The organism is Edaphovirga cremea (genome assembly GCF_003332275.1).
GTDB lineage: Bacteria > Pseudomonadota > Gammaproteobacteria > Enterobacterales > Enterobacteriaceae > Edaphovirga > Edaphovirga cremea.
Map to the genome: position 1 here is coordinate 217,773 of NZ_QOVA01000007.1, position 21,583 is coordinate 239,355.

Annotated in this window: 18 protein-coding genes, 4 pseudogenes and 1 CRISPR repeat array; of the genes and pseudogenes, 9 read left to right on the forward strand and 13 right to left on the reverse strand. The window is 45.6% G+C overall.

What is annotated here, in order from left to right:
* Positions 1–19: 19 nt before the first annotated feature.
* Positions 20–238: a hypothetical protein gene (locus DRI82_RS12485; RefSeq protein WP_157968057.1), complete on the reverse strand. Its 219-nt coding sequence runs from the start codon at positions 236–238 to the stop codon at positions 20–22.
* 279 nt (positions 239–517) lie between these two features.
* Positions 518–718 carry a hypothetical protein gene (locus DRI82_RS12490; protein ID WP_114194095.1) on the reverse strand — a complete coding sequence of 67 codons (201 nt, stop codon included), beginning with the start codon at positions 716–718 and terminating at the stop codon, positions 518–520.
* Positions 719–973: 255 nt separating this feature from the next.
* Here DRI82_RS12490 and DRI82_RS12495 point away from each other — a divergent pair, with 255 nt between their 5' ends.
* Positions 974–1,366, forward strand: a complete 393-nt coding sequence (locus tag DRI82_RS12495; protein WP_114194097.1) for a hypothetical protein — start codon at positions 974–976, stop codon at positions 1,364–1,366.
* A 142-nt stretch (positions 1,367–1,508) separates the two neighbouring features.
* A CRISPR array of direct repeats spans positions 1,509–2,616; the repeat unit is 28 nt; unit sequence TTTCTAAGCTGCCTGCGCGGCAGCGAAC.
* A 129-nt stretch (positions 2,617–2,745) separates the two neighbouring features.
* Here DRI82_RS12495 and cas6f read toward each other — a convergent pair.
* The 3 genes and pseudogenes from cas6f to DRI82_RS12510 all read right to left on the reverse strand — a co-directional run.
* Positions 2,746–3,297, reverse strand: coding sequence for a type I-F CRISPR-associated endoribonuclease Cas6/Csy4 (gene cas6f / locus DRI82_RS12500; protein WP_114194099.1), 552 nt, complete (start codon positions 3,295–3,297; stop codon positions 2,746–2,748).
* 11 nt (positions 3,298–3,308) lie between these two features.
* Positions 3,309–4,142, reverse strand: a pseudogene (csy3, locus tag DRI82_RS12505) (type I-F CRISPR-associated protein Csy3); the annotation flags it as partial.
* Positions 4,127–4,351, reverse strand: a pseudogene (locus DRI82_RS12510) (type I-F CRISPR-associated endonuclease Cas1f); the annotation flags it as partial. The pseudogenes csy3 and DRI82_RS12510, both read right to left, overlap by 16 nt.
* Positions 4,352–5,103: 752 nt before the next feature.
* Between DRI82_RS12510 and DRI82_RS12515 the strand changes: the two are divergent.
* The gene (locus tag DRI82_RS12515) at positions 5,104–7,635 is read left to right on the forward strand and encodes an HD domain-containing protein (protein ID WP_114194101.1); all 2,532 of its coding nucleotides are present in this window, start codon (positions 5,104–5,106) and stop codon (positions 7,633–7,635) included.
* 109 nt (positions 7,636–7,744) lie between these two features.
* On the opposite strand, the pseudogene DRI82_RS12520 reads toward DRI82_RS12515, so the two are convergent.
* From DRI82_RS12520 to rimK, 5 genes and pseudogenes are all read right to left on the reverse strand, one after another.
* Positions 7,745–8,678 (reverse strand): annotated as a pseudogene (locus tag DRI82_RS12520) (phage portal protein).
* Between the two features lie 400 nt (positions 8,679–9,078).
* A complete protein-coding gene (locus DRI82_RS12525; protein WP_114194103.1) occupies positions 9,079–9,423 on the reverse strand; it encodes a YebY family protein in 345 nt (114 codons plus the stop codon).
* A gap of 73 nt (positions 9,424–9,496) precedes the next feature.
* The gene (gene copD / locus DRI82_RS12530; RefSeq protein ID WP_114194105.1) at positions 9,497–10,387 is read right to left on the reverse strand and encodes a copper homeostasis membrane protein CopD; all 891 of its coding nucleotides are present in this window, start codon (positions 10,385–10,387) and stop codon (positions 9,497–9,499) included.
* 2 nt (positions 10,388–10,389) lie between these two features.
* Complete coding sequence (gene yobA, locus DRI82_RS12535; protein ID WP_114194107.1) at positions 10,390–10,776, reverse strand: CopC domain-containing protein YobA; 387 nt, start codon at positions 10,774–10,776, stop codon at positions 10,390–10,392.
* Positions 10,777–11,293: 517 nt separating this feature from the next.
* Positions 11,294–12,196 carry a 30S ribosomal protein S6--L-glutamate ligase gene (gene rimK / locus DRI82_RS12540; RefSeq protein WP_114194109.1) on the reverse strand — a complete coding sequence of 301 codons (903 nt, stop codon included), beginning with the start codon at positions 12,194–12,196 and terminating at the stop codon, positions 11,294–11,296.
* 413 nt (positions 12,197–12,609) lie between these two features.
* Between rimK and DRI82_RS12545 the strand changes: the two genes are divergently transcribed.
* Positions 12,610–12,873, forward strand: a complete 264-nt coding sequence (locus tag DRI82_RS12545; protein ID WP_114194111.1) for a GrxA family glutaredoxin — start codon at positions 12,610–12,612, stop codon at positions 12,871–12,873.
* A gap of 87 nt (positions 12,874–12,960) precedes the next feature.
* Here the strand turns inward: DRI82_RS12545 and ybjM are convergent, their stop codons facing one another.
* A complete protein-coding gene (ybjM, locus tag DRI82_RS12550) occupies positions 12,961–13,335 on the reverse strand; it encodes an inner membrane protein YbjM (protein ID WP_114194113.1) in 375 nt (124 codons plus the stop codon).
* Positions 13,336–13,681: 346 nt separating this feature from the next.
* Here ybjM and DRI82_RS12555 point away from each other — a divergent pair, with 346 nt between their 5' ends.
* From DRI82_RS12555 to DRI82_RS12570, 4 genes are all read left to right on the forward strand, one after another.
* The gene (locus DRI82_RS12555; protein WP_114194115.1) at positions 13,682–15,364 is read left to right on the forward strand and encodes an aspartate:alanine antiporter; all 1,683 of its coding nucleotides are present in this window, start codon (positions 13,682–13,684) and stop codon (positions 15,362–15,364) included.
* 640 nt (positions 15,365–16,004) lie between these two features.
* The gene (locus tag DRI82_RS12560) at positions 16,005–17,078 is read left to right on the forward strand and encodes an N-acetyltransferase (RefSeq protein WP_114194117.1); all 1,074 of its coding nucleotides are present in this window, start codon (positions 16,005–16,007) and stop codon (positions 17,076–17,078) included.
* Positions 17,056–17,427 (forward strand): ASCH domain-containing protein, encoded by a 372-nt coding sequence (locus DRI82_RS12565; RefSeq protein ID WP_114194119.1) that lies wholly within the window; start codon positions 17,056–17,058, stop codon positions 17,425–17,427. The genes DRI82_RS12560 and DRI82_RS12565 overlap by 23 nt, the downstream gene beginning before the upstream one ends.
* Positions 17,428–17,826: 399 nt before the next feature.
* Complete coding sequence (locus DRI82_RS12570; RefSeq protein ID WP_114194121.1) at positions 17,827–18,120, forward strand: helix-turn-helix domain-containing protein; 294 nt, start codon at positions 17,827–17,829, stop codon at positions 18,118–18,120.
* Positions 18,121–18,279: 159 nt separating this feature from the next.
* Here the strand turns inward: DRI82_RS12570 and DRI82_RS12575 are convergent, their stop codons facing one another.
* Both DRI82_RS12575 and DRI82_RS24340 read right to left on the reverse strand, forming a co-directional pair.
* On the reverse strand, positions 18,280–18,882 hold the full coding sequence (locus DRI82_RS12575) for a hypothetical protein (RefSeq protein ID WP_245956830.1): 603 nt from the start codon (positions 18,880–18,882) through the stop codon (positions 18,280–18,282).
* Positions 18,883–18,918: 36 nt separating this feature from the next.
* A pseudogene (locus tag DRI82_RS24340) lies at positions 18,919–19,113 on the reverse strand (RHS repeat-associated core domain-containing protein); the annotation flags it as partial.
* 240 nt (positions 19,114–19,353) lie between these two features.
* On the opposite strand from DRI82_RS24340, the gene DRI82_RS12580 reads away from it, so the two are divergent.
* Together DRI82_RS12580 and ybjG are read left to right on the forward strand one after the other, a co-directional pair.
* The gene (locus DRI82_RS12580) at positions 19,354–20,631 is read left to right on the forward strand and encodes an O-acetylhomoserine aminocarboxypropyltransferase/cysteine synthase family protein (RefSeq protein ID WP_114194125.1); all 1,278 of its coding nucleotides are present in this window, start codon (positions 19,354–19,356) and stop codon (positions 20,629–20,631) included.
* 337 nt (positions 20,632–20,968) lie between these two features.
* Positions 20,969–21,574 (forward strand): undecaprenyl-diphosphate phosphatase, encoded by a 606-nt coding sequence (ybjG, locus tag DRI82_RS12585; RefSeq protein ID WP_114194127.1) that lies wholly within the window; start codon positions 20,969–20,971, stop codon positions 21,572–21,574.
* Positions 21,575–21,583 lie beyond the last annotated feature (9 nt).

Below are 21,583 nucleotides of genomic sequence, written 5' to 3' on the forward strand. Positions count from 1 at the left end.
GATGGCTGTACCGCATGCATTATTCTTTCGCGTTGAACTCGGCTGCACTTCCCAACACATTGGCGGTATTGAACGTGACGTGATCACCCATTTTGTAAAACGGATGCGCGGGCAACGCATCGCCAAGCGTGCCGACTTTAATGATTATCCCTTCCAGTTCGTTCTGATCTTTGGAAACAATTCTAACCGCCAGCCGGTAGCAGATAGCCGGATTGCCAACCTGAAAAGTAGTAAGCATGACATTCTCCCCCACTTTGAAACTGTGGAGGAGACACAGGGGAGCTTGTCTAAACACATTTTCGTTCATCATTAAGTATCCTTTTATTCTTATAATGACGGGTAAGGTGCTTATATTAATGATAGAACATGTTTTTTAAGTTAGCCGTTTTCACTGTCAGGAAGTAATTCGAGAGGATGTCAGGTATTGATGTTGCCGTGCAGATCGACGTGGCAGCAGAACATTCTTAAGCGGGATATTGGCGTCAGGATGCGGAAAAACCGCCCGCAGGCGGTTATGTTATTTTACTTTGATGGCACTCTGGATGGCGTCGGCCATCAATGCAATGTGCTTTTCAGCCGATTCGAACTGATAAGCAACCCCGGTACCATCGTTGACATCGGATAACGTGGCTTTGATCAGTTCAAGCGCGGCCTGCACTGCAAGAATCCGTTGTTTTTGTTCAATCGATGCATCAGGTGCTAAATAATTATCTAACATAACCGTCTCCTTTTGAGTATCTCCTAGCCAGTATAAGCATCTGGCAATAAATAGCGATTAAACAAAGGTCTTTTCGAGAGACGGGTCAAAAGGAAATTCCGCCCGCTAGCGGAAAAATATTATTTAAGATAAAACCCTGGGAAAATAATACCATTTTCGCCGTAGTGTGACCGCGCTATAACTCTACGCTCTCTTGCATCGTTGATTGTGTAATGCCTGTGGTATGTTTTGTGCCTATATTAAACTGGAGGATTTATGCTCACATACGGCTTAGGATTCCGCGCCCCGCAAGGAACATATCTGGTTAAAGGTTTGGGTTATGAAATATATAGTGGCAGAGTAACGCTTGATTTGGTTATTAGCGATTACAAACAAGGGCATACAGCGAAAATTCTTAATAAGTCAATTCCACCGAGGGGAGAATGTGCATCAATTTCCACCGATCTGACAACTTTCCTGAAAAAATTCAAAACGCTTATTTTCAACGACTACGGTTTCAATAATTCGATCTTATTTCTGGATAAAATCCATGAGATTGAGTTTCAGGTAGACATTAATGATAGCGGGCTGGTCGACAGGGTCTACGCAAAAAAAGAGATGCCACGTCTTTTTTCCAGTAAAAAAGATCTCCTGGAAAGTCTCGCCTAATAATTGTTGAATGCCTTTCATTACGCCAGAAATGCGTTCGCGTTGCGAACGCTACAGGTGCAAGTTTTATTTCCTCCATTTCCCCCTTAATGCGACAATTTTATGGGCTGCCTGATCCCCGACGCCCTATGACGGGGCGCTATTTGTGAGCTGCCTGCGCGGCAGCGAACACGTATTCGATCATGAGGCATTCACTATGTTCTTTCTAAACTGCCTGCGCGGCAGCGAACCGCAACTCACCCGCTGCTCCCAACGTACCGTATTTCTAAGCTGCCTGCGCGGCAGCGAACAAGCTGGCGCACAATAAAGTCGATAATTTCAGTTTCTAAGCTGCCTGCGCGGCAGCGAACTGTTTTGCTAGTTGTGGTCGGTGGCGTTTCTTTTTCTAAGCTGCCTGCGCGGCAGCGAACAAATGGCAGACGGCTGGTCGGCTGGCGTAGCCTTTCTAAGCTGCCTGCGCGGCAGCGAACTGAATCAGTAATGCCCAGCAGGGTTTCATGCTTTTCTAAGCTGCCTGCGCGGCAGCGAACTAAGCGGAAAGCGGCTCCCCCTTAAACGGTGATTTCTAAGTTGCCTGCACGGCAGCGAACATGACGACGGATTGATTGTCGATAGTGCTGTTTTTCTAAGCTGCCTGCGCGGCAGCAAACCAAAAAACCCAACTGAAGTGCCAACATCAATCTTTCTAAGCTGCCTGCGCGGCAGCGAACTGGGACAAGTTGCGAGCAGCTCATACCCTTGCTTTCTAAGCTGCCTGCGCGGCAGCGAACTTGGCGGAAATACGCCGTTTGGTGTGCCCGCCTTTCTAAGCTGCCTGCGCGGCAGCGAACGCTTATCGCTTTGGCTTGTATTGGCTCCTCCTTTTCTAAGCTGCCTGCGCGGCAGCGAACGGGTTTCATTGACGGCCATCGAGGCCAGCCGATTTCTAAGCTGCCTGCGCGGCAGCGAACTCAAATCCGTTCATTTTATCGCTCAACAAATTTTTCTAAGCTGCCTGCGCGGCAGCGAACCCCATTGCGCCTAAATAGTTTAATACCCTATCTTTCTAAGCTGCCTGCGCGGCAGCGAACTCGATCGGCTGTTGATGCAAGTCCGCAGTAAATTTCTAAGCTGCCTGCGCGGCAGCGAACCCCGAAAGCAGCACCGATAATCACACCGACTGTTTCTAAGCTGCCTGCGCGGCAGCGAACTTAATAAGCTGCCAGAATTCAGCGGCGAGCTGTTTCTAAGCTGCCTGCGCGGCAGCGAACTGTACCGAAACTCTATTAACTCCTTAACCAACAAAGATAAACCGGTCTTTTCGTCCAAAAACCCTTTTTTATCGCTAACTGAATGCGGTCTTATAAAACAATCAGTTAGCGAAGGGTCGGAAAAAAGGGTCAGAACCACGGGATCGTGGCGGTGCTGCTTAGGCCGTATGCGGAGAATATTCCCGCCTGCGGTTGCGGCAGAATATCGCCGTGCTGAATGTAGATACGCATCGTATTGCCGTTAGACAGACTGCCCATCTGAATAAATGGCATATCCAACGATTTCTGTTGGGTATCAGGTATCTGCTCCAGAGCCTGCTGCTCGGTCAGCCATCCTTTGAGAATCGAACGCCGTCTTTTGTTATGCGCGCTTTTTGCCTGAACGCGTTTTACCGTTCTGTACTTAACCTGTGGCGGAATCGGCTGCAATGCCCCACAGCGCGTATAATCGCGTAAACCTTGCAGCCAGTTTTGATCCATCAGGTGGGACAGATCCTCTTTTGTACCGTGCAAACGCAGAATCTCGCCCAGCAACTTTCCTTGCTGGGGAAAACTCACGCCCACCTTCCCTTGCGTATGCTGCCCCAACGCCCGGTGCAACTTCGAGAAAAGTTTATTGAGCAATTCTTGCGCTGTACTTTCCAGATCCGGTAACACCTTGATATCCAGATAGTGATCCATAGCCACCTCGTTTAGCTTGCATCACCAAAAACACCGCCGCGAATCAGCATGGCAATTACATAATGCTGCTGCGCCAAATCAGGTTCTTTGCCTTTGAGCACCCACGCATCAAGCAGGTTGTAGAAATCCGTTTTATCCTTGGGTTGGCGGTACGCTTTGCCGCGATTGGTCACCGATCCATAGGGTTCGACGGCAATAGCGCCGACTTCAGCAGACTCTGGGTGCCAGGTGTCGATGGTGCGCAATGCATTACCGATTTTTTGTGAGTGCATCGCCGCAACCTGATTCAACTGGAACAGGAATTTACTCTTGTCCCCTTTGCCGCCGCCCATCACCAGTTCTTACGAAGGATAGACCGCTTGCCCCTGACCCAACCGGACAAATGCCTGCACCTCGATAAAGGTATATCGCTCACCGTGCAAACCCGTCTCAATGGCTTTACTCAGTGCCAGCAGATCGCCCGTCACCGGTTGAAACTCATGCAGACTCTGGGCATAGCCGTCAAATACCCAGCGTTGATCGCCGCACTTTACCCGCACTTCAACCTGTTCAGCGCCGACCCGGTTGCGCCACAGAAAACGACCGCTGGCGATATTGGTGGCATAACGCGTTGCCAGTTCACCAAACCCTTCACGAGCGATGTAACCTTGAATAACTGCCGTCAGAGCCGCCTGATAATCAGGATTGTTACAGGCCGAAGGTGTGATTAAATTACCCAATACGCGCAGAGTAAAACTCACCCTCAACGTATCTTGATCAAAAGGCAGCGCCGCAACGTCGACGGTTTGCGGGTTGGCATTTTGAATCGCTGCATCCACTTTGCCAGAGTTGCTACTTCGCGCATTGCCGCCTGCGTAACCGACGTTCCGGTTCCGAGCATCACGGCGGTGGTGTTGGCGATAGGGATGTTCCAATACAACGATTGCGAACCCTCATCGGTGACGTACTCCACACGACCGCCATTAACCAGAATTCGACAGTGCTGGAGATAATAGAGGTTCGCGCGTTTGGAGTGCAGGATGGTTTTTAATTCGCTGGGAGAGAGATCTTTCATCAACGATCCTTGTTGAAATTCCTTAAGTTTCATCATGCTACTTGGACGAATGATAAATCAACCAATACCGCAGTCTAAAATCACTCATTGATCACAAAGATTTATCATATCTAATAAATTTATCTATTTTGCTCCCGCTTTTACGCGGTGAGATAAAATTCCTAACAGACCCTTTTTTAGGCTCTGTGGTAAGTGTTTGTTTTATTTAGAGGTAAATTGCAGATGAAGAACAAAGGGGTGATTGAAAGAGATCGTGGGTGTTTTGTTGGGGTTGGGGTTGGGGTTGGGGTTGGGGTTGGGGTTGGGGTTGGGGTTGGGGTTGGGGTTGGGGGGGTTATGTTTTAATTGCTCGTCGTACAATGCAAGCCGTATGAACTCACACTGCCTATCTCTCTGGTTGGCGATCTCGCCCGATGTATTGATACATCAGCGGTGCAAGTCTCGATTTTTTTATCAGGCTGAATAATCAGTCAGTCTGGTTTTACCGGCCATCAATGGGGCATAACCCAGTCGCCTTTCATCAGGCGGCTTTTTGATATCTTCAAAACGCATTTTTGTGCATTGGATCGCATAATTCAAAATGGATCCCCTACCTCACTGAAGGTCAGAGTTGGCGCGGTCTCGAGTCAGGCATGCAACTAAATTAAAAGCGACTATAAAGCGGGCAGGTGGGGCGGGGAAAGCATTGCGCGCTTATTGTTAGGGCGTTACATTGATTAGTAGACCTTCTAAATCTGCTAACCGGAGCTTTTATGGCTTTACAATTTGAAGAAACAACTCTTTGGGAAAAAACTTTTAGAGTTGAAAATGATGATGTAACAAGATTAAAAATAGTCTACTCTAAGTTTAGAGAAAATATAGACTACCTTCTTAAAAATATAGGTGCAGAATTACCTGGACTCACGGTACATGACATCACCCATTTAGATGCTCTCTGGGATATAGCAGATCAAATTATTGGCGAGCACGAATATTTAAATCCTATCGAAGGTTTTATATTAGGTAGTGCATTTTTACTTCATGATGCGGCTCATGTTAGTGCGGCCTATGATGGAGGATTTGAGAGTCTCAAGCAAACTGATGAATGGAAAGATCTCATAGCATTGAAATTTAACAATAAAGAACCAGTTTTAGGTACACAAGAATATACTAATGCTCTTTTTGATATTGTTAGAGGAAATCATGCAGCCCAAGCAAAAAAATTAGCCAACGCTTCATGGAGAAATAAAAGTAGTATGACCCAATTTTTCCTAATTGAAGATAGTGAGATTAGAGAATACTATAGCGATGTAATTGGTGAAGTATCTGAAAGTCATCACTGGTCATCAGAAAAGGTATATAAAACATTCAATGGTGTCAAACTTAACTCGCCTGGTTTTTTTAAGAAAAGTAACTGGACTGTAGAGCCTCTAAAAATAGCTTATATCTTAAGAACGGCTGACGCTGCACATATTGACAGCCGAAGAGCACCGTCATTTTTATTCGCAACTACAAACCCAGCAGGTATTTCCCACTTCCATTGGTCTTTTCAAAATAAACTTGGCCGCCCAGCCTTAGATGAAAGCAATAAACTACGCATTACTTCTGGCGCGTCTTTCGGAGAAGATGAAAGAGAGGCATGGTGGTTAGCTTATAATACCGCAACAATGATCGACAATGAGATAACATTAGCTAATAATTACTTAAAAGAAGCAGACTTAAGGCCTCTACAAGCAACGGGAGTTCTTGGAGTGAATTCTCCACTTGAGTTTTCTAAATTTGTAAAAGTTAAGAATTGGTTGCCAGATGACATTTCAATACACGTTGGTAACCTCCCAAAACTCATAAAAAACTTGGGAGGGAAAGCATTATATGGAGAAAATAACATAGTTTCACTTCGAGAAATAATACAGAATAGTTTTGATGCTATCAAAGCAGCTCAAAAACTTGGTTATCTTAATAAAGATGAAGGAATTATAAAAGTTTCACTGAAAAAAGAAAACGAAGAAAATTGGGTGATTTCAATCATAGATAATGGCATAGGAATGAGTAAATATGTTTTAACAGAAGTCCTTCTAGATTTCGGCAGATCGCTATGGACTACTGACGATATTAGATATGAATATCCCAAGCTTGCTCAGACTGGCTTTAGCTCAATCGGACAGTTTGGCATTGGATTTTACTCTATTTTCATGATAACTAATAATGTTGAAGTTATTACCAATCGGTATAAACCGACCAAAACACAAACTAACACTCATTCAAAATTATCTTTTAGAAACGGTTTAATTGGCCGCCCTTATTTATCAATTCCATCTGATGCAGAACAACTCAAGAGACATGGAACAAAAATAAATTTTAAGGTAACAAACGCCATATTAAACACTCTACTCAATATAAAAGATAACACAATCCTATCTGATAAAGAACTATTCAGTCATTTCGCCTTTTCTCTCAACTATATATTCCCTTCCTGCGAAATGGACATAGAACTAGAATTCGGGGGTACAAAATCACTTGCTGTGACAAAAAACAGTTGGAAGGATATATCCAGCACTGATTTACTGGAAAGATTAGGATTTAAAGACACATTTTTTTATTCAGACGAGCTAATTCCAATAAAACTTGCTGGGGAAATAGTTGGAAGATTAAACATAGGTTCGCTTTCTAGCTATGGTGATAGAGATCCAAATTGCATCGTAACTTACAAAGGTATAAAAGCTGGTACTATCAATGGAGTTTATGGACTTTGCATATCATTACAAAACAATGAAAAAGCAGATCGAAATGATGCAAAGCCTTCTTATCCGATTGAAAGTTGGGAGTCATGGGCAGACGAACTTACGACTAAATATCCAGATAAGTCGATGGAATCTCTTTTAAAAATTCATCCCCTGATACCATTTAAGGATTTAAAAGTGTGGTACATAGGTGATGAAAGAGTCTATCTTTCTGAAGTTTTAGATTTTGCAAAAGAAAAGAATGCATTAATGACAATAATGAGAGGCGTTGAGTATGACATAGAGGATGATGTTCCTCAATCAACTTTTGATGATGAGTTCGAGATAGAAGATAACTTAATCACAATAAGTAAAACCAGAGATCTCCACCCTTATTTCCTAGGAAGAAAAGATACCGATTTTATAAAAAATATAACCGATAAAACGTTGGACTATGAATTATTATTCGAACGGGGAATAACCAAAATATGGGGGGGATTTAACACATACACGACATTAGAGATAGTCGGATACGTTGATGGGAAAGAGATTAAGCGAGATGTATTGACATACGAAAAAATATAAATACACGCAAGGGCCAACCATGGCCCTTTAGAAGGATATGCCATTTTTAACCGTTTAATAGATATAAATAATCATCTCATAAAACCAGAGATACTTAACAAAAAACACATTAATAATATTTAAAAACATCAAGAGAATAATTTCTAAATTTTACAATCTCACCCATCAGCCAATCATTATTTTCTTTCATTCGCTCTTGCAGAGGTGCCAGCTCATTCCTTACAAACACCTGCACCTCCTTCTCTACATCCCCGAACTCACCCGCATTATCAGAAGTAATGCCCATCATTTGCGGTTGCATCCGATACGCGCTTACCAAGTCATCCCCGCTCACCTTATTGATATTAAAGAAATCATCTTTAGTCGCCACGTTTCCAGCAGCACGATCTTCGTGCCATCAGGCTTACCGTTAGGGGCATGCATAAACAAGTTGCAGAAATTCCCCAGTCCTTTGGTATTGTAAGTATGACGCATAACCTCAAGCATGCGATCAATATCAGTACTGCTCTGCGTCGCATCGGTCATATACAGGATATAATCGATGTGTGCACCATTCTGATAATACTTGCGACAGAACAGCGTCACCTCTTCATTCAGCAAGGCTGAGTTAAGTGCGCCATGGTATTCCGGCAATCCCTAGAACTCCTGATTAATATCCTATTCTATCAGATGAAAGACACTGCCTGGCTCAAAACGGTGCACCTCCTTCCAGTTTTGCACAAAGCAGTGAACGCCCTCCGCCACGCCGGGTATATTTCGTAGGTATGCATTCCAGCCGCATTGGTTCGCCTAACGCATTCTAACGCAACTCCAGAAAGGCTTTGCCGAATACCGGATAATCCAGCGCAAATTTGCTGAACTCCTGCTGACTCAGTTTCGGATGCGGGATAAAGCTTCAGGCCAGAATGTTGCGCCTTACGTAGATAGGCGAGTTGTGATGTACCTGCGGTCAGTTCATCTAAGCTAATCGGAGGCTCACACCAGCGGCCATTATCGGTACATTCAACGTAATCTGATGAAACCCTGCACTTGGTGAAATGCACTACCGCGCAGCAACTTAAAAAGTACTTTTACTATGACCAAGAAAAGAACATCTGAAAATTTAGTTCGAATATCTCAGTTCGTTAAAATTTCTAAAAATTTCTGTAAATTTTAAAGATAGTAAAAATAACCGTTCAAAAACATACAGATAAAAAAAGACCGAATACGATTCCTATATTCGGTCTAGGGAAATGGCTCTTGGGATAGAGCCGTGCGCTAAAAGTTGGCATTTTTGCAGGCCGTTAAGCCTTGCCCTTTAAAGAGTAGTAGAGCCGCTCAAATTTTCCACTCATGAAAACCTTGCGCTGTAATAACTATGCTAAATCAATTTGCTTTTGTGATAACAATCGCAAAACCAAATTTTAACACGCAATAATCGCAAACTGCTCGCGGCTCACTCGCTTACTTGCACAACTTTTCTGCGCGCTCGATGATCGGTGCCAAACTCATCTTCTGACTTGGATTTAGCGGATCATCGAGCAGTATTTTTTCAATCGGCTGCGCCTGAGTCTGCCCCGCTTTGGCTTGGGCTAGGGCGATATCATTTAGCGGATATTGCGCCAATGTCCCATTGTTGATCGCAAATAACGCGTTGCCATTTTCACTGCTGCGGCACTGCAATATCATCTCTTCACGCGTGAACGGCCAGGCTTTTCCAAACCCAAGACGGCTGACGGTAGCGAGTGGTGCGGCAAAAGAGGACGCCGTTACCGCCAGCAGCGCACAGGAGAGAATAATTTTCCTCATGGGATATCCTTAATATGACAAATTCCGTTGATTTTCCCGCATATGCGTGAGCGGAGCAAGCCTTCCTGCGGCGTCAGGCGTGAATGGGTTCGAGAGTCGCAAACCAACTCACCAGTAGTAAAACCCCCAAAGACAACACCAGTTCACTGTACGTTATCAGAACCAGATTACGCGGGGAACGACTGTTAGGACGCCGCAACGCAGGCACAACCCAATAGCGATTGAGGATCGCCAGCGCCACCATCACCATGACCAGGGCGATTTTTAACAATAACAACCGTTGATAGATCGACGACAAATTGAACGGCCAGCCCTGCACAATTAATGCACTGTTAATAATGCCCGTCAGAATAACCAGCGCAACGGCAAGGTGTCCGCCGGTTGAAAAACGGATCAGGGATCTGATTGCGTCGTGATGTTGGTTTTCGCGGTGAGCGTATGGCAGGCAAACGAGCAGCGGTAAAAGACAGCCAAACCAGTAAGCCGCTGACAGCAGATGAATAGCATGGTTGATGCGTTGCACGTCGCCCCAGCCGCCTTCGCGCATCGCGGCATGGCCGATGAGCGCCAGACTCACCAACAATAATGTTGCGGCAATCAGCGTCAAATGACGGCCTAAACGAGCATGGCAAAACAAGGCGGCGAATAACGTCAATACGGCAAACAACAGATGCCAGCGCCAAACCGTGCCAAATGTAGTGCCGAGCACCGCCTGCCAGATCCGCAAGCTGATCACATCCGGCCAGCCGTTGCCCATCAATCCTGCCTGAATCGCCAGCATACCGACAGCCGTGAGCATCGACAGCAACGCAGACCCAATCAGAACTGGCCGCAGCCTGTTTTGCATTTCACCAGCAAATGATTGCGGCACCAGAAGAGAAGTAAATATCCCGACGCCGAAAATCTGCATCACGGCCATAAAGTGCGCGAATCGGCACAGTACAAACCACGTTGCGAGGCTCATCGTTACTTCACGGTGAAGCTGTATTTACCTTTGGTTTTATGACCGTCGACGGAAACGACATGCCAGTCGACATGATATTCGCCAGCGGTAAGTGACTGTTCAAGCGGAACAATCACCTGGGTATTGTCGTTGCTGTCCAACGCCAGAGCGCCTGTTTTAACCGTCGAATTATTCGGGCCAGTCACATTTACGCCGCTGAAATTAAGCTCGATTCCTTCTGAAAATCCCAGCGTCAACGCTTCAGGTGCTGAACTGACCGCCGCATTGGCAGCCGGTTTCTCAAGTTTGAGGTGAGCGTGAGCCAGAGCTTGCTGGGAGGAAAGTCCTACAAAAAGAACACACAGAGCGGCAATAAGACGGTACGAAGAACAGAGTTTACGGATTAACACAGACAGCTCCTTATCAAATGGTATTTATCTTTAGCCGCCACACTTTACCTTATGTTTCAACATTACTCCTGCAAAAAATGCAGTCAGTTGCACCAGATTCACCTTGATTTTCCATGAAATCGTCTTGTGCTTTGCTTCCTAAATGCCTGCGCGGCAGTGCACCTCATGAAAATGATCGTCCTCGGTGTTAATGGTTTCTAAGCTGCCTGCACGGCAGCGCACGAAGTGTATACGCGGGTGTTTGCGCTGGATATTTTCTAAGCTGCCTGCACGGCAGCAAACCGTAATAAAAACATGGCACCTTCCTGATTACCAACAAAAATCCGCTGTTTTCTATCGGTGAACCCTTTTTTATTCGTTGCAATTTAGCCTTTGATAAAACAAAGGCTTAGGGGAATGGATAAAAAAGGGTCGATTCGGGATGTTGCTTTGACGCTCAAAAGAAAATGCCAATCTGAATTATCTCCCACACTGCCATATTCTGGTTAATGGCAGTCGGATGATTTAGGTTAACGCCCTATCCTCCCGTTTTCAGGCGGTATCCCGACTTTGCACGCAGTTCGATGTAATCAATCATCATGCCCGCAATATCCAGCCCGGTGGTTGTTTCCACGCCTTCGAGTCCTGGAGAAGCATTGACTTCCATCACCAGCGGACCCCGGTTGGCGCGCAGGATATCCACCCCGGCAATATCCAGCCCTAACGTAGTCACGGCCTGAATAGCAATATTTCTCTCCTGCTCTGTAATCTGTACTTTACACGCTGTTCCACCACGATGCAGATTCGAACGAAATTCCCCGGCTTTTGCCTGCCGTTCAATTGCCGCGACCACGCGCTTCCCTATCACCAGACAGCGAATGTCACAACCTTGCGCTTCGCGAATATATTCTTGCACCAAAATATGCGCATTAAGTCCACGAAAAGCGTCGATCACACTCTCGGCGGCCTGACGGGTTTCCGCCAACACCACGCCGATGCCTTGGGTTCCCTCAACCAGTTTCACCACCAGCGGCGCGCCACCGACCAGCGCAATAAGGTCAGCCGTGTCATCTGGCGAGTGGGCAAAACCAGTGATAGGCAAATCAATACCTTCACGCGCCAATAATTGCAGGGAGCGGAGTTTGTCGCGGGCGCGGGTAATAGCGACGGATTCATTGAGCGGGAAACTGCCCAGCATCTCGAACTGGCGCAAAACCGCCGTACCATAAAACGTGATCGCAGAACCGATGCGTGGGATAACCGCATGGTATTTATCCAGTTTTCGCCCCTCATAATGCACGGTAGGCTCAGCGGGATTGATATTCATATAGCAGGAAAGAGGATCGATAATTTCGATTTGGTGACCACGGCTTTCTGCCGCTTCACGCAGTCTTTTGCATGAGTAGAGGGATCCATCACGAGAAAGAATGGCTATTTTCACATTACACCCCGGTATCCATGGTAATCAGTGTCATCTGTCATCTCAGCGGCAACGTCAGCGTTTTATCACGGGGACTCGCTATCCCTTAGCCAATCATCATCATTAATTCTAGAGAAGTGGGATACAAATACCTAGCAATTTTCTATGATTCAACGGCTTTACGCCGCACTTCTTGCCGGAGTTGAGTCCGATTTGATTCGCTGCGGGCAGCGCTCCCCGGCGCTTCAGATCGGTGAAATAGGCTGGGGATATCAGACTAACAGGTAATTCCTGCTTTTTTTTCTGTTCAGTGACGGGCATAGTAATACCAACGAAAACCAGAATCTGTACCGGATATCGCTGTTTATCCGCGCAATGTCGCTGTGTTTACTTTTAAAATCCTGGCAACAGGTACTATCTAACAAGGAGTCTCCATGTTTGCAGTAATTTTTGGGCGTCCGGGCTGTCCTTATTGTGTCCGTGCAAAAGAGTTGGCTGAAAAATTGACCGAAGAACGTGACGATTTCAACTTCCGCTATGTTGATATCCATGCCGAAGGGATCACCAAGGCAGATCTGGAAAAAACTGTCGGTAAGCCTGTTGAAACTGTTCCACAGATTTTCCTGGATGAGAAACACATTGGTGGCTGCACCGATTTCGAAGCCTACGCAAAAGAAAATCTGGCTTTGTTTCAATAAGATAATTCAGGCAAATGACGTTGCAGTTGGCAATACCGCAACGTCCAAGACAAGCATAAAGAAAAAGCGCTCACAACGAGCGCTTTTTTATTTTTGCCTGCGTGAAGAAATTACCATGCTGCGGACAAACCAATACATCAGGGCCCCTGATAAGCACCAGAAAATAGCGCTGGCGTTATAGGCTAGCTCTTGTAAAGGCGAGCGTTCCTGAACGAAAAACAGGTAGCGGATGACTAAACATAACGGAATTGCCGCCATGGCACCCAACGAAATGTTGGCTAAATCGGCCCGTTGAGTGATGTGGCAAGTAATAATGCCAGGCACAATAAAAAGTAATAGCCCATATTCCGTACTGTGCGGCTCATTATTTACAATGGGAAACATGAGCCTTAACAATATATAAACAACAATAAACAAGGCGCAACAAATTAATGGCGAACACCATGACCTGCTGACTGACATATATCCTCCTCCTAAATAGCCCAAATATTTCACTCATAGCCTTACGATGCCAAAAAAAGTGCGAGGCATTGAGTAATGCACAAATGAGATAAACATTTTCCCTGGTACTACCGTTTGGTGGTGATAGATGTACAAAAAACAAAACATGCTGTGTTGTTGCTGAAGCAGGCTTTCTTCTGGCTGATTACAGCTCAAACGATTAGAATGTCTGCCGCACAACAATTTTATTATTGATGCCGCCGTTAAGATTAATGCATAAAACGACATTCAATATTTTGTGTTGTTAAATGTATATCTAATAGTCATCTACTTCAAGTTTTTGTTGGTAAACAATAAGTTATCCTCCGTGAATATAAACGTCGCCAATTTGTTAAACGGGAATTACATCCTGTTATTGTTTGTTGTACTCGCCTTAGGATTATGCCTCGGAAAATTACGCCTGGGCTCCGTGCAACTCGGTAATTCTATTGGGGTACTGGTCGTTTCATTGCTCCTTGGGCAGCAGCATTTTTCCATTAACACAGAAGCGCTAAATCTGGGCTTTATGCTGTTTATTTTTTGTGTCGGTGTTGAAGCCGGTCCTAATTTTTTCTCGATTTTTTTTCGCGACGGCAAGAATTATCTGATATTGGCGCTCGTTATGGTCGGCAGCGCCATGCTTCTTGCGCTGGGTCTCGGAAAATTCTTTGGGTGGGATATCGGCCTGACGGCAGGTATGCTCGCCGGTTCCATGACCTCGACGCCGGTTTTGGTCGGTGCCGGAGACACCCTGCGCAATACGATGGGCGGCAGTCCGGGTCTCAGCGTGGCTCAGGACAATCTCAGCCTCGGCTATGCGCTGACGTACCTGATTGGTCTGGTCAGCCTGATTTTTGGCGCACGTTATCTACCCAAACTACAGCATCAGGATCTGCCGACCAGCGCGCAGCAGATTGCCCGTGAACGTGGGCTGGATACCGAGAGCCACCGTAAAGTCTACTTGCCAGTGATCCGTGCTTATCGGGTAGGTCAGGAACTGGTTGCCTGGGCCGATGGCAAGAACCTGCGGGAATTGGGGATCTATCGCCAGACCGGGTGTTATATAGAACGCATCCGCCGCAACGGCATTCTGGCTAACCCGGACGGTGACGCGGTGCTGCAAGTTGGCGATGAGATCGCGCTGGTAGGTTATCCCGACGCCCATTCCCGCCTCGACCCCAGCTTCCGTAACGGTAAAGAAGTGTTTGACCGCGATCTGCTCGATATGCGCATCGTTACCGAAGAGATTGTGGTCAAGAATAACAATGCTGTCGGCAAGCGCCTCAGCCAGATCAAACTGACCGATCATGGCTGCTTCCTTAACCGGGTGATCCGCAGCCAGATTGAAATGCCGATTGATGACAACATCGTGCTGAATAAAGGCGACGTTTTGCAGGTGAGCGGCGACGCCCGACGGGTTAAGAGCGTTGCGGAGCGGATTGGGTTTATCTCGATTCATAGTCAGGTAACCGATCTGCTGGCGTTCTGCGCCTTCTTTATCATTGGTTTGATGATTGGGATGATCACTTTCCAGTTCAGCAATTTCTCCTTTGGTATCGGTAATGCCGCTGGATTGCTGTTCTCCGGGATCATGCTCGGCTTCATGCGGGCTAACCACCCTACTTTCGGCTATATCCCGCAGGGTGCGCTGAATATGGTGAAAGAGTTCGGCCTGATGGTGTTTATGGCGGGCGTTGGCCTGAGCGCGGGCGGTGGCATTACTCACGGACTGGGGAAAGTGGGTGGAGAGATGCTGATTTCCGGCCTGTTGGTCAGTTTGGTACCGGTGATCATCTGTTTCATCTTTGGTGCCTACGTTCTGCGTATGAACCGTGCTCTGTTATTCGGCGCGATTATGGGAGCCAGAACCTGTGCTCCGGCGATGGAGATCATCAGCGATACCTCACGCAGTAACATTCCGGCGTTGGGCTATGCCGGTACGTATGCGATTGCTAACGTATTACTGACGCTGGCGGGTACCCTGATAGTGATCATCTGGCCAGGAATATGACCTAACCAATTGTTTTTATTTGTATTTTACAAAAATCAATTATTTGTTTACTTTTTTGAGATGTGGCTAGAACTTTTTCATTGGGTAGCAGTCTTAACTAGTGCCACTGCTTTTCTTTGATGTCCCCATTTTGGAGAGCCCGATAGTCCCGCCTCGTTAGGTTCAAGACTACCGGGTTTTTTCTTGCCTGAAATTTGAGATAGAGCTTAGAATCAGGTTCTTACTGAAGTTACTCCGTTCGATAATGGATGTTTTCTCGGGGCGTAAAGTGCAACCAGCGAAATTCTTTCAGTAACCTCTAACACCTCCCCAACCGTGTAGTACTCCGATAGGCAAAACCCTCGTAAACTCATTGATAATAATTCAAATTTAAAATCGAATTATTGGCTTAAAAAATGATTCAGCATACCCTAATTAACAAAATTTTTGGTGGGGCGTCGCAGAAACAACAAAGTGTTTCAAAAACCTTTGAAAGACCTTGCCCACACTTCAAACATGGCGGTATAAATAGCAACCATCTATTTTATGGATGAGTAGAATTTATAGTATTGAGTACAGCTCCGCATCTCAAACCATACACAAAAAAACAATATATCACATGTCAATTAAGTGTTAGAAAGGCACTTACAAGGAGCTATAAATGGAAAACTTAAAGTATTTACCTTTCAATCAGGTTGATTTTAATGATCCGTTTTTTGATTCATTAAAAGATGATTATGCTCATGGCTTTCTTACTTGGATTCAAAAAAAATGTTTATCTGGCACTGATTATGCATATGTACTTTATGACGAATTTTTAAAAATTGATGGATTTATGTATTTAAAATTTGAAAGCGGCCAAGTAGACGATGTGATTCCAAATATAAGAACCTTAAAGCATCTCAAGGTAGGTACTTTTAAATTTAACCCTAAAGGAACCCTTCGGGGACAGCGATTCCTTAAAAAAATATTTGACCATGCTTTAGAGTATAAAGTTAATGACATATACGTAACCGTATTTGATAAACACAGTTATCTGATAAAATTATTTCAAGCATATGGATTCATTCGTTATGGAGAAAAGCAATCATTAAATGGTATTGAAAATGTTTTAGTCCGGAATATGTCCAGTTTACATCTAACTGGCGATCTTCTTGCCGATTATCCCTACATAAACAATAGAGATAATGAAAAGAAATACTTATTAAGTATTTATCCAACATACCACACGCGCCTGTTCCCTGATTCAATTCTTGTTACAGAGTCTCCGTCAATTATTAACGATGTATCATATGCCAATAGCATAAGAAAGATTTATATTTGCGGTATGAAAGATGTCATGCTCATGAAACCACATGATATTGTAGTCATTTATAGAACATCTGATAATAAAGGGCCAGCATATTACAGGTCAGTTGTAACCTCTGTATGCGTAGTCGAAAGTGTAAAAGATATTCATTCGTTTTTTTCTGAAAATGAATTCATAGCTTACTGTATTAAATATAGCGTGTTTTCTCAAGGTGAACTTTCGGATTTTTATAGATCCAAAAGATATCCTTACATAATAACCTTTACATATAACATAGCTTTACCAAAACGATTAAATCGTGCTACACTTATTAATGAAGCAGAAATGAATCCAAATTCTTATTGGGGCTTCATGGAATTAAGTGACTTAGTATTTAATAAAATTATTGAATTAGGTAACGTAGATGAAAGTATTATTATCAATTAAACCAGAATTTGTTGAAAAAATTCTAGATGGCTCTAAGAAATTTGAGTTTAGAAAAGGGATTTTTAAAAACGATTTGGTTACATCTGTTGTTATCTACTCCACGATGCCGGTTGGTATGGTCGTAGGTGAATTTGACATAGCTGATGTTATTCATGATGAGCCTTCGGTCGTATGGAAAAAAACTAAAAAATTCGCAGGCATAAGCAAAGACTTCTTTGATATCTACTTCGAATCGAGAGAAAAAGCTTACGCAATTGAAATATCAAACGTTCGTAGGTATGAGAAGCCTCTTGCATTGAGTGCGTTAGGCAAAAACATAACCGCACCTCAATCATATCGATATCTGTAGAGTCACCCTGTAATTACATCTGCTTTCCCCGATCAAATGTATGGTTTGTCTGAACCATACATTGACTACTATAACCTCTAACACCTCCCCAACCATGTAGTACTCCGATAGGCAAAACCCTCGCAAACTCATTGATAACAATGCAAATTAAAAATAAAATCATTGATTCAATAAATGATTTAACGTGCTAAAGTTAACAAGGTTCTTGGCGGTGCATCACAAAAATGGCAAAGCAGTCCGACAACCTTTAAAACGTCTTGCCCATATTCAGAACATGGCGGTATAGTTCGCTCGCGTTGGCAAAATCCAACGCCGGGATTTGCACCCCGAAAATCGCAACCTCTATCAGGCGTCCTCGTTTTCCATTGGTGCCTGCGATAAATGTAAAAGAGGTTCTACATGACTGCATTAGAAAAACCTTCCAACACCACTCCCGTTTTAAGTGAAGCCTGGCATCCGGCGGATATTATTGCGTCGATAAGAAAGAAAGGAACGACACTCGCGGCGTTATCGCGCAAGTCGGGTCTCAGTTCTTCCACCCTCGCAAATACGTTATCTCGCCCGTGGCCGAAAGGGGAAAAGCTGATTGCGGATGCAATCGGTGTGCATCCGGCAGAAATCTGGCCTAACCGCTACTTTGATGAGAAGGGTGCAAATATTGAACGCACCATCAGGAATAAAAAGCAGTCATAGCGGATAAAGTTGTGGGTCTTTTCATTAAATAAATATAAGGCATTGGATATCTGCCGAATCAATGCCTTTTACCCATTAATTAACCTATAGACATACGTTATTTATCAGGTTGAAAATTTAAATCGTTACCTATTCCTGTTTACCGCCCTACCTTACTGGCTACGGAAAAACATACGGAAAACCTAAGGCAAATAAAGGCTCTTCATTTTCAAAACAGGTTATCACTTCATGACCGTCGGGATAGTGTTTTGTTGCCTCCACTCGATTATCCGAACTTCCTTTGACGTCAAAAAATCCGTCTGGCATTAAATGCATATCTTTAATCAACGGTGATTTCATCGTTATCCGTTGTCGCTTACCATAACTTATCACCGGTCTTTTCAAATATTTCGCCAGTTCCCTGGCTAAATCAGAACGCCCAGAGCGACACATTAAAAGATGCAGTGGTGTCCCTTCAGGCATCGATAAATCAATCCCTTCCATTTGCAAGAATTGCACAAAATGCTTATACGTAAACTGAATGGTTGTGCGCAAACCTTCCTCATTGGTCGCATCCACCAACATCATGAAGCCGGAAACTGCACTATTGTTTCCATGAATCATCAACACTGATTGCCCAGAGTTATCAATATCTCTGATATAACCCGTTTCCAAACGGGTTTTCTTTGAAAAGGACGTATGCTCTTTCGAAAAAACTACGCTATCTACCACTTCTGTTTCCAGGACTTCATCAATCACCTCAACGTGAGTTACTACATCCATAAGCACTATTTTCCATAACGGGGCATGCCCCGACGTATCGGCCATATTCACGGGGTTACCGCTGCAATAGAGATACCCGTTGCATCCCCCAACGCCAAACGGACTGGAACGATCCCAGCTTGAGAAGCGCTTTAGCAAGGGATTGAACCCCCGGTAACCATTCCCGAGAAGATATTGCTGACCCAACACTGACCGTCGTTGTCCTATATATCCCAGACTTATATTTTCCATCGTTGACCTCGATTGACTTAGAAAGAAACACTCACCACTTGCGGCGTTGTCGCGTAACGCGGATCTCAGCACCTCAAACCTTGTTAACACAAAACCAACAGCAGGCTGCACGCATTGATTGCCTGAATTACTTTCCTATTTCTAAATAACCTTATGACTATTTTTTATAGCCTTTTATGCAGAGGCCATCGTATTCTGCTGAAGTAGCGAAAAATAAATAAACCCTAAGGGACCGTTATCATGAAATTAGAGTCACTGGCTTTACATCACGGCTATGTATCCGAAGCGACCACTAAATCTGCCGCCGTACCCATTTATCAGACTACCTCCTACACGTTCGATGATACCCAGCATGGTGCCGACCTTTTCGACCTGAAAGTGCCCGGCAATATCTATACCCGCATTATGAATCCGACCAACGCGGTGCTTGAGCAACGCCTCGCCGCTATTGAAGGCGGCATTGGTGCGCTGGCTGTGGCGTCCGGCATGGCCGCAATTGTCTATGCCGTGCAAGCCCTGACGGAGGTCGGCGATAACATCGTTAGTACCAGCCAGCTCTATGGCGGGACGTATAATTTCTTTGCGCATACCTTGCCCCGGCAGGGCGTTGAAGTGCGCATGGCGGCCTTCGATGACTTCGACCGCATGGAGGCGTTGATTGATGAGCGGACGAAAGCGCTGTTCTGCGAATCCATCGGTAACCCTGCTGGGAATATCGTCGATATTGCCCGTCTCGCCGAGATTGCCCATCGCCATGGCGTGCCGGTCATCGTTGATAACACCGTGGCGACGCCGGTTCTGTGCCGCCCTTTTGAACTCGGCGCAGACATTGTGGTTCACTCGCTGACCAAATACATCGGCGGACACGGCACCACGCTCGGCGGAATTATCATCGATTCCGGTAAGTTTGACTGGGTCGCGAATTCGTCACGTTTTAGCGTAATGAATGTGCCGGATCCGTCCTATCATGGCGTGGTATACACGCAAGCGTTTGGCCCTGCCGCCTATATTGGCCGCTGCCGGGTGGTGCCTCTGCGCAACACCGGTGCCGCGTTATCGCCACACAGCGCTTTTTTACTGCTTCAGGGCCTGGAAACATTGAGCCTGCGTATGGAAAGACACTGTAGCAATGCGCTGGCGCTGGCGACGTTCCTGCAAAATCATCCGCAGGTGAACTGGGTCAATTACGGGGCGCTACCCGGCAGCCCTTATAAAGCCAATTGCGATAAAATCACCTCGGGCAAAGCGTCTGGTATTGTGAGCTTCGGAATAAAAGGCGGCAAAGAGGCTGGAGGCCGTTTTATCGACGCATTGCAGATGGTTCTGCGACTGGTGAATATCGGAGACACCAAATCCCTGGCTTGCCACCCGGCCAGTACCACCCATCGGCAGCTTAACCCTGAAGAACTGGCGCGGGCAGGCGTAAGTGAAGACCTGATCAGAATCTCTGTCGGGATTGAATATATTGACGACATCATCGCCGATGTCGCGCAGGCGCTTGAAGCCGCACAACGCTAATCGAATTGCCTGGCGGCAATAGAGTCCCAGAAAATGGCTTAAGGTTTCCTTAAGCCATTTTCATTACAGTTTGATGATGAATCACGCTATGGGCCTTTCCGGGAAAGCGGCAACTCCTTCTTTTACAACCGTAAATGAACCCTCAACAAATCCGCATTTTCGGACTATCTCCCTTTACTCACCCAGTGGATAATTCTACCTTTGCTACGTTTTTGGTTTATTGGTCAGTGGTTTGCTGTTTTTAACCCATAACCTGTGGGCAGGTGGGTTTGGCTCGGCCCGTTGGCTGTCTTTGGGTAGATCGAATTTATCGCCGCCATAACATGAAGGAATAATCATGGAACAGTTGAACCATCTTCTTTTTTATTGGATCAATGCAACGCCACAATCGCCGCAGTTTATGATCGAACTCGCGACATTCGTGGCGCGCGATCTGATCGCTATCGTCCCGATTCTCATCGTGTTTTTGTGGTTTTGGGGTGATCAGGAGAGGATGTCATCGCAGCGCGAGTTAGTCAGTAAAACGGCGATTGCCCTGATGTTTGCCATGTTGACCACCAAGTGCATTTCCATGCTGTTCCCGCACACCCGTCCCTTTGTCGACGGCTTTGGCTACACCTTCTTGCAACACGCCCCGGATGACTCATTCCCCAGCGACCACGGCACGGCAATGTTCACGTTTGCGCTGGCGTTCCTGCTCTGGCACCGCACCTGGTCTGGCGTTGTCCTGATGGGCGTGGCCGTCGCTATCGCCTGGTCGCGGATCTATCTTGGCATACACTGGCCACTGGATATGGTGGGTGGTCTGTTGGTCGGCATGCTGGGGTGTCTGTTCGGCCAGTTGATGTGGAATTACTTCGGCCAGCACATTTCTGCCCTGCTCGAACGCGTCTATCGCCTGTGTTTTTCCTTTCCGATCCGTAAGGGCTGGATAAGGGATTAATCCTATTCT

Excerpts from the sequence above, each read along its gene's own strand:
- DRI82_RS12485 (WP_157968057.1), bottom strand. The coding sequence starts at position 238 with ATGCTTACTACTTTTCAGGTTGGCAATCCGGCTATCTGCTACCGGCTG.
- DRI82_RS12490 (WP_114194095.1), bottom strand. The coding sequence starts at position 718 with ATGTTAGATAATTATTTAGCACCTGATGCATCGATTGAACAAAAACAA.
- DRI82_RS12495 (WP_114194097.1), top strand. The coding sequence starts at position 974 with ATGCTCACATACGGCTTAGGATTCCGCGCCCCGCAAGGAACATATCTG.
- cas6f (WP_114194099.1), bottom strand. The coding sequence starts at position 3,297 with ATGGATCACTATCTGGATATCAAGGTGTTACCGGATCTGGAAAGTACA.
- DRI82_RS12515 (WP_114194101.1), top strand. The coding sequence starts at position 5,104 with ATGGCTTTACAATTTGAAGAAACAACTCTTTGGGAAAAAACTTTTAGA.
- DRI82_RS12525 (WP_114194103.1), bottom strand. The coding sequence starts at position 9,423 with ATGAGGAAAATTATTCTCTCCTGTGCGCTGCTGGCGGTAACGGCGTCC.
- copD (WP_114194105.1), bottom strand. The coding sequence starts at position 10,387 with ATGAGCCTCGCAACGTGGTTTGTACTGTGCCGATTCGCGCACTTTATG.
- DRI82_RS12545 (WP_114194111.1), top strand. The coding sequence starts at position 12,610 with ATGTTTGCAGTAATTTTTGGGCGTCCGGGCTGTCCTTATTGTGTCCGT.
- ybjM (WP_114194113.1), bottom strand. The coding sequence starts at position 13,335 with ATGTCAGTCAGCAGGTCATGGTGTTCGCCATTAATTTGTTGCGCCTTG.
- DRI82_RS12560 (WP_114194117.1), top strand. The coding sequence starts at position 16,005 with ATGGAAAACTTAAAGTATTTACCTTTCAATCAGGTTGATTTTAATGAT.
- DRI82_RS12565 (WP_114194119.1), top strand. The coding sequence starts at position 17,056 with ATGAAAGTATTATTATCAATTAAACCAGAATTTGTTGAAAAAATTCTA.
- DRI82_RS12570 (WP_114194121.1), top strand. The coding sequence starts at position 17,827 with ATGACTGCATTAGAAAAACCTTCCAACACCACTCCCGTTTTAAGTGAA.
- DRI82_RS12575 (WP_245956830.1), bottom strand. The coding sequence starts at position 18,882 with ATGGATGTAGTAACTCACGTTGAGGTGATTGATGAAGTCCTGGAAACA.
- DRI82_RS12580 (WP_114194125.1), top strand. The coding sequence starts at position 19,354 with ATGAAATTAGAGTCACTGGCTTTACATCACGGCTATGTATCCGAAGCG.
- ybjG (WP_114194127.1), top strand. The coding sequence starts at position 20,969 with ATGGAACAGTTGAACCATCTTCTTTTTTATTGGATCAATGCAACGCCA.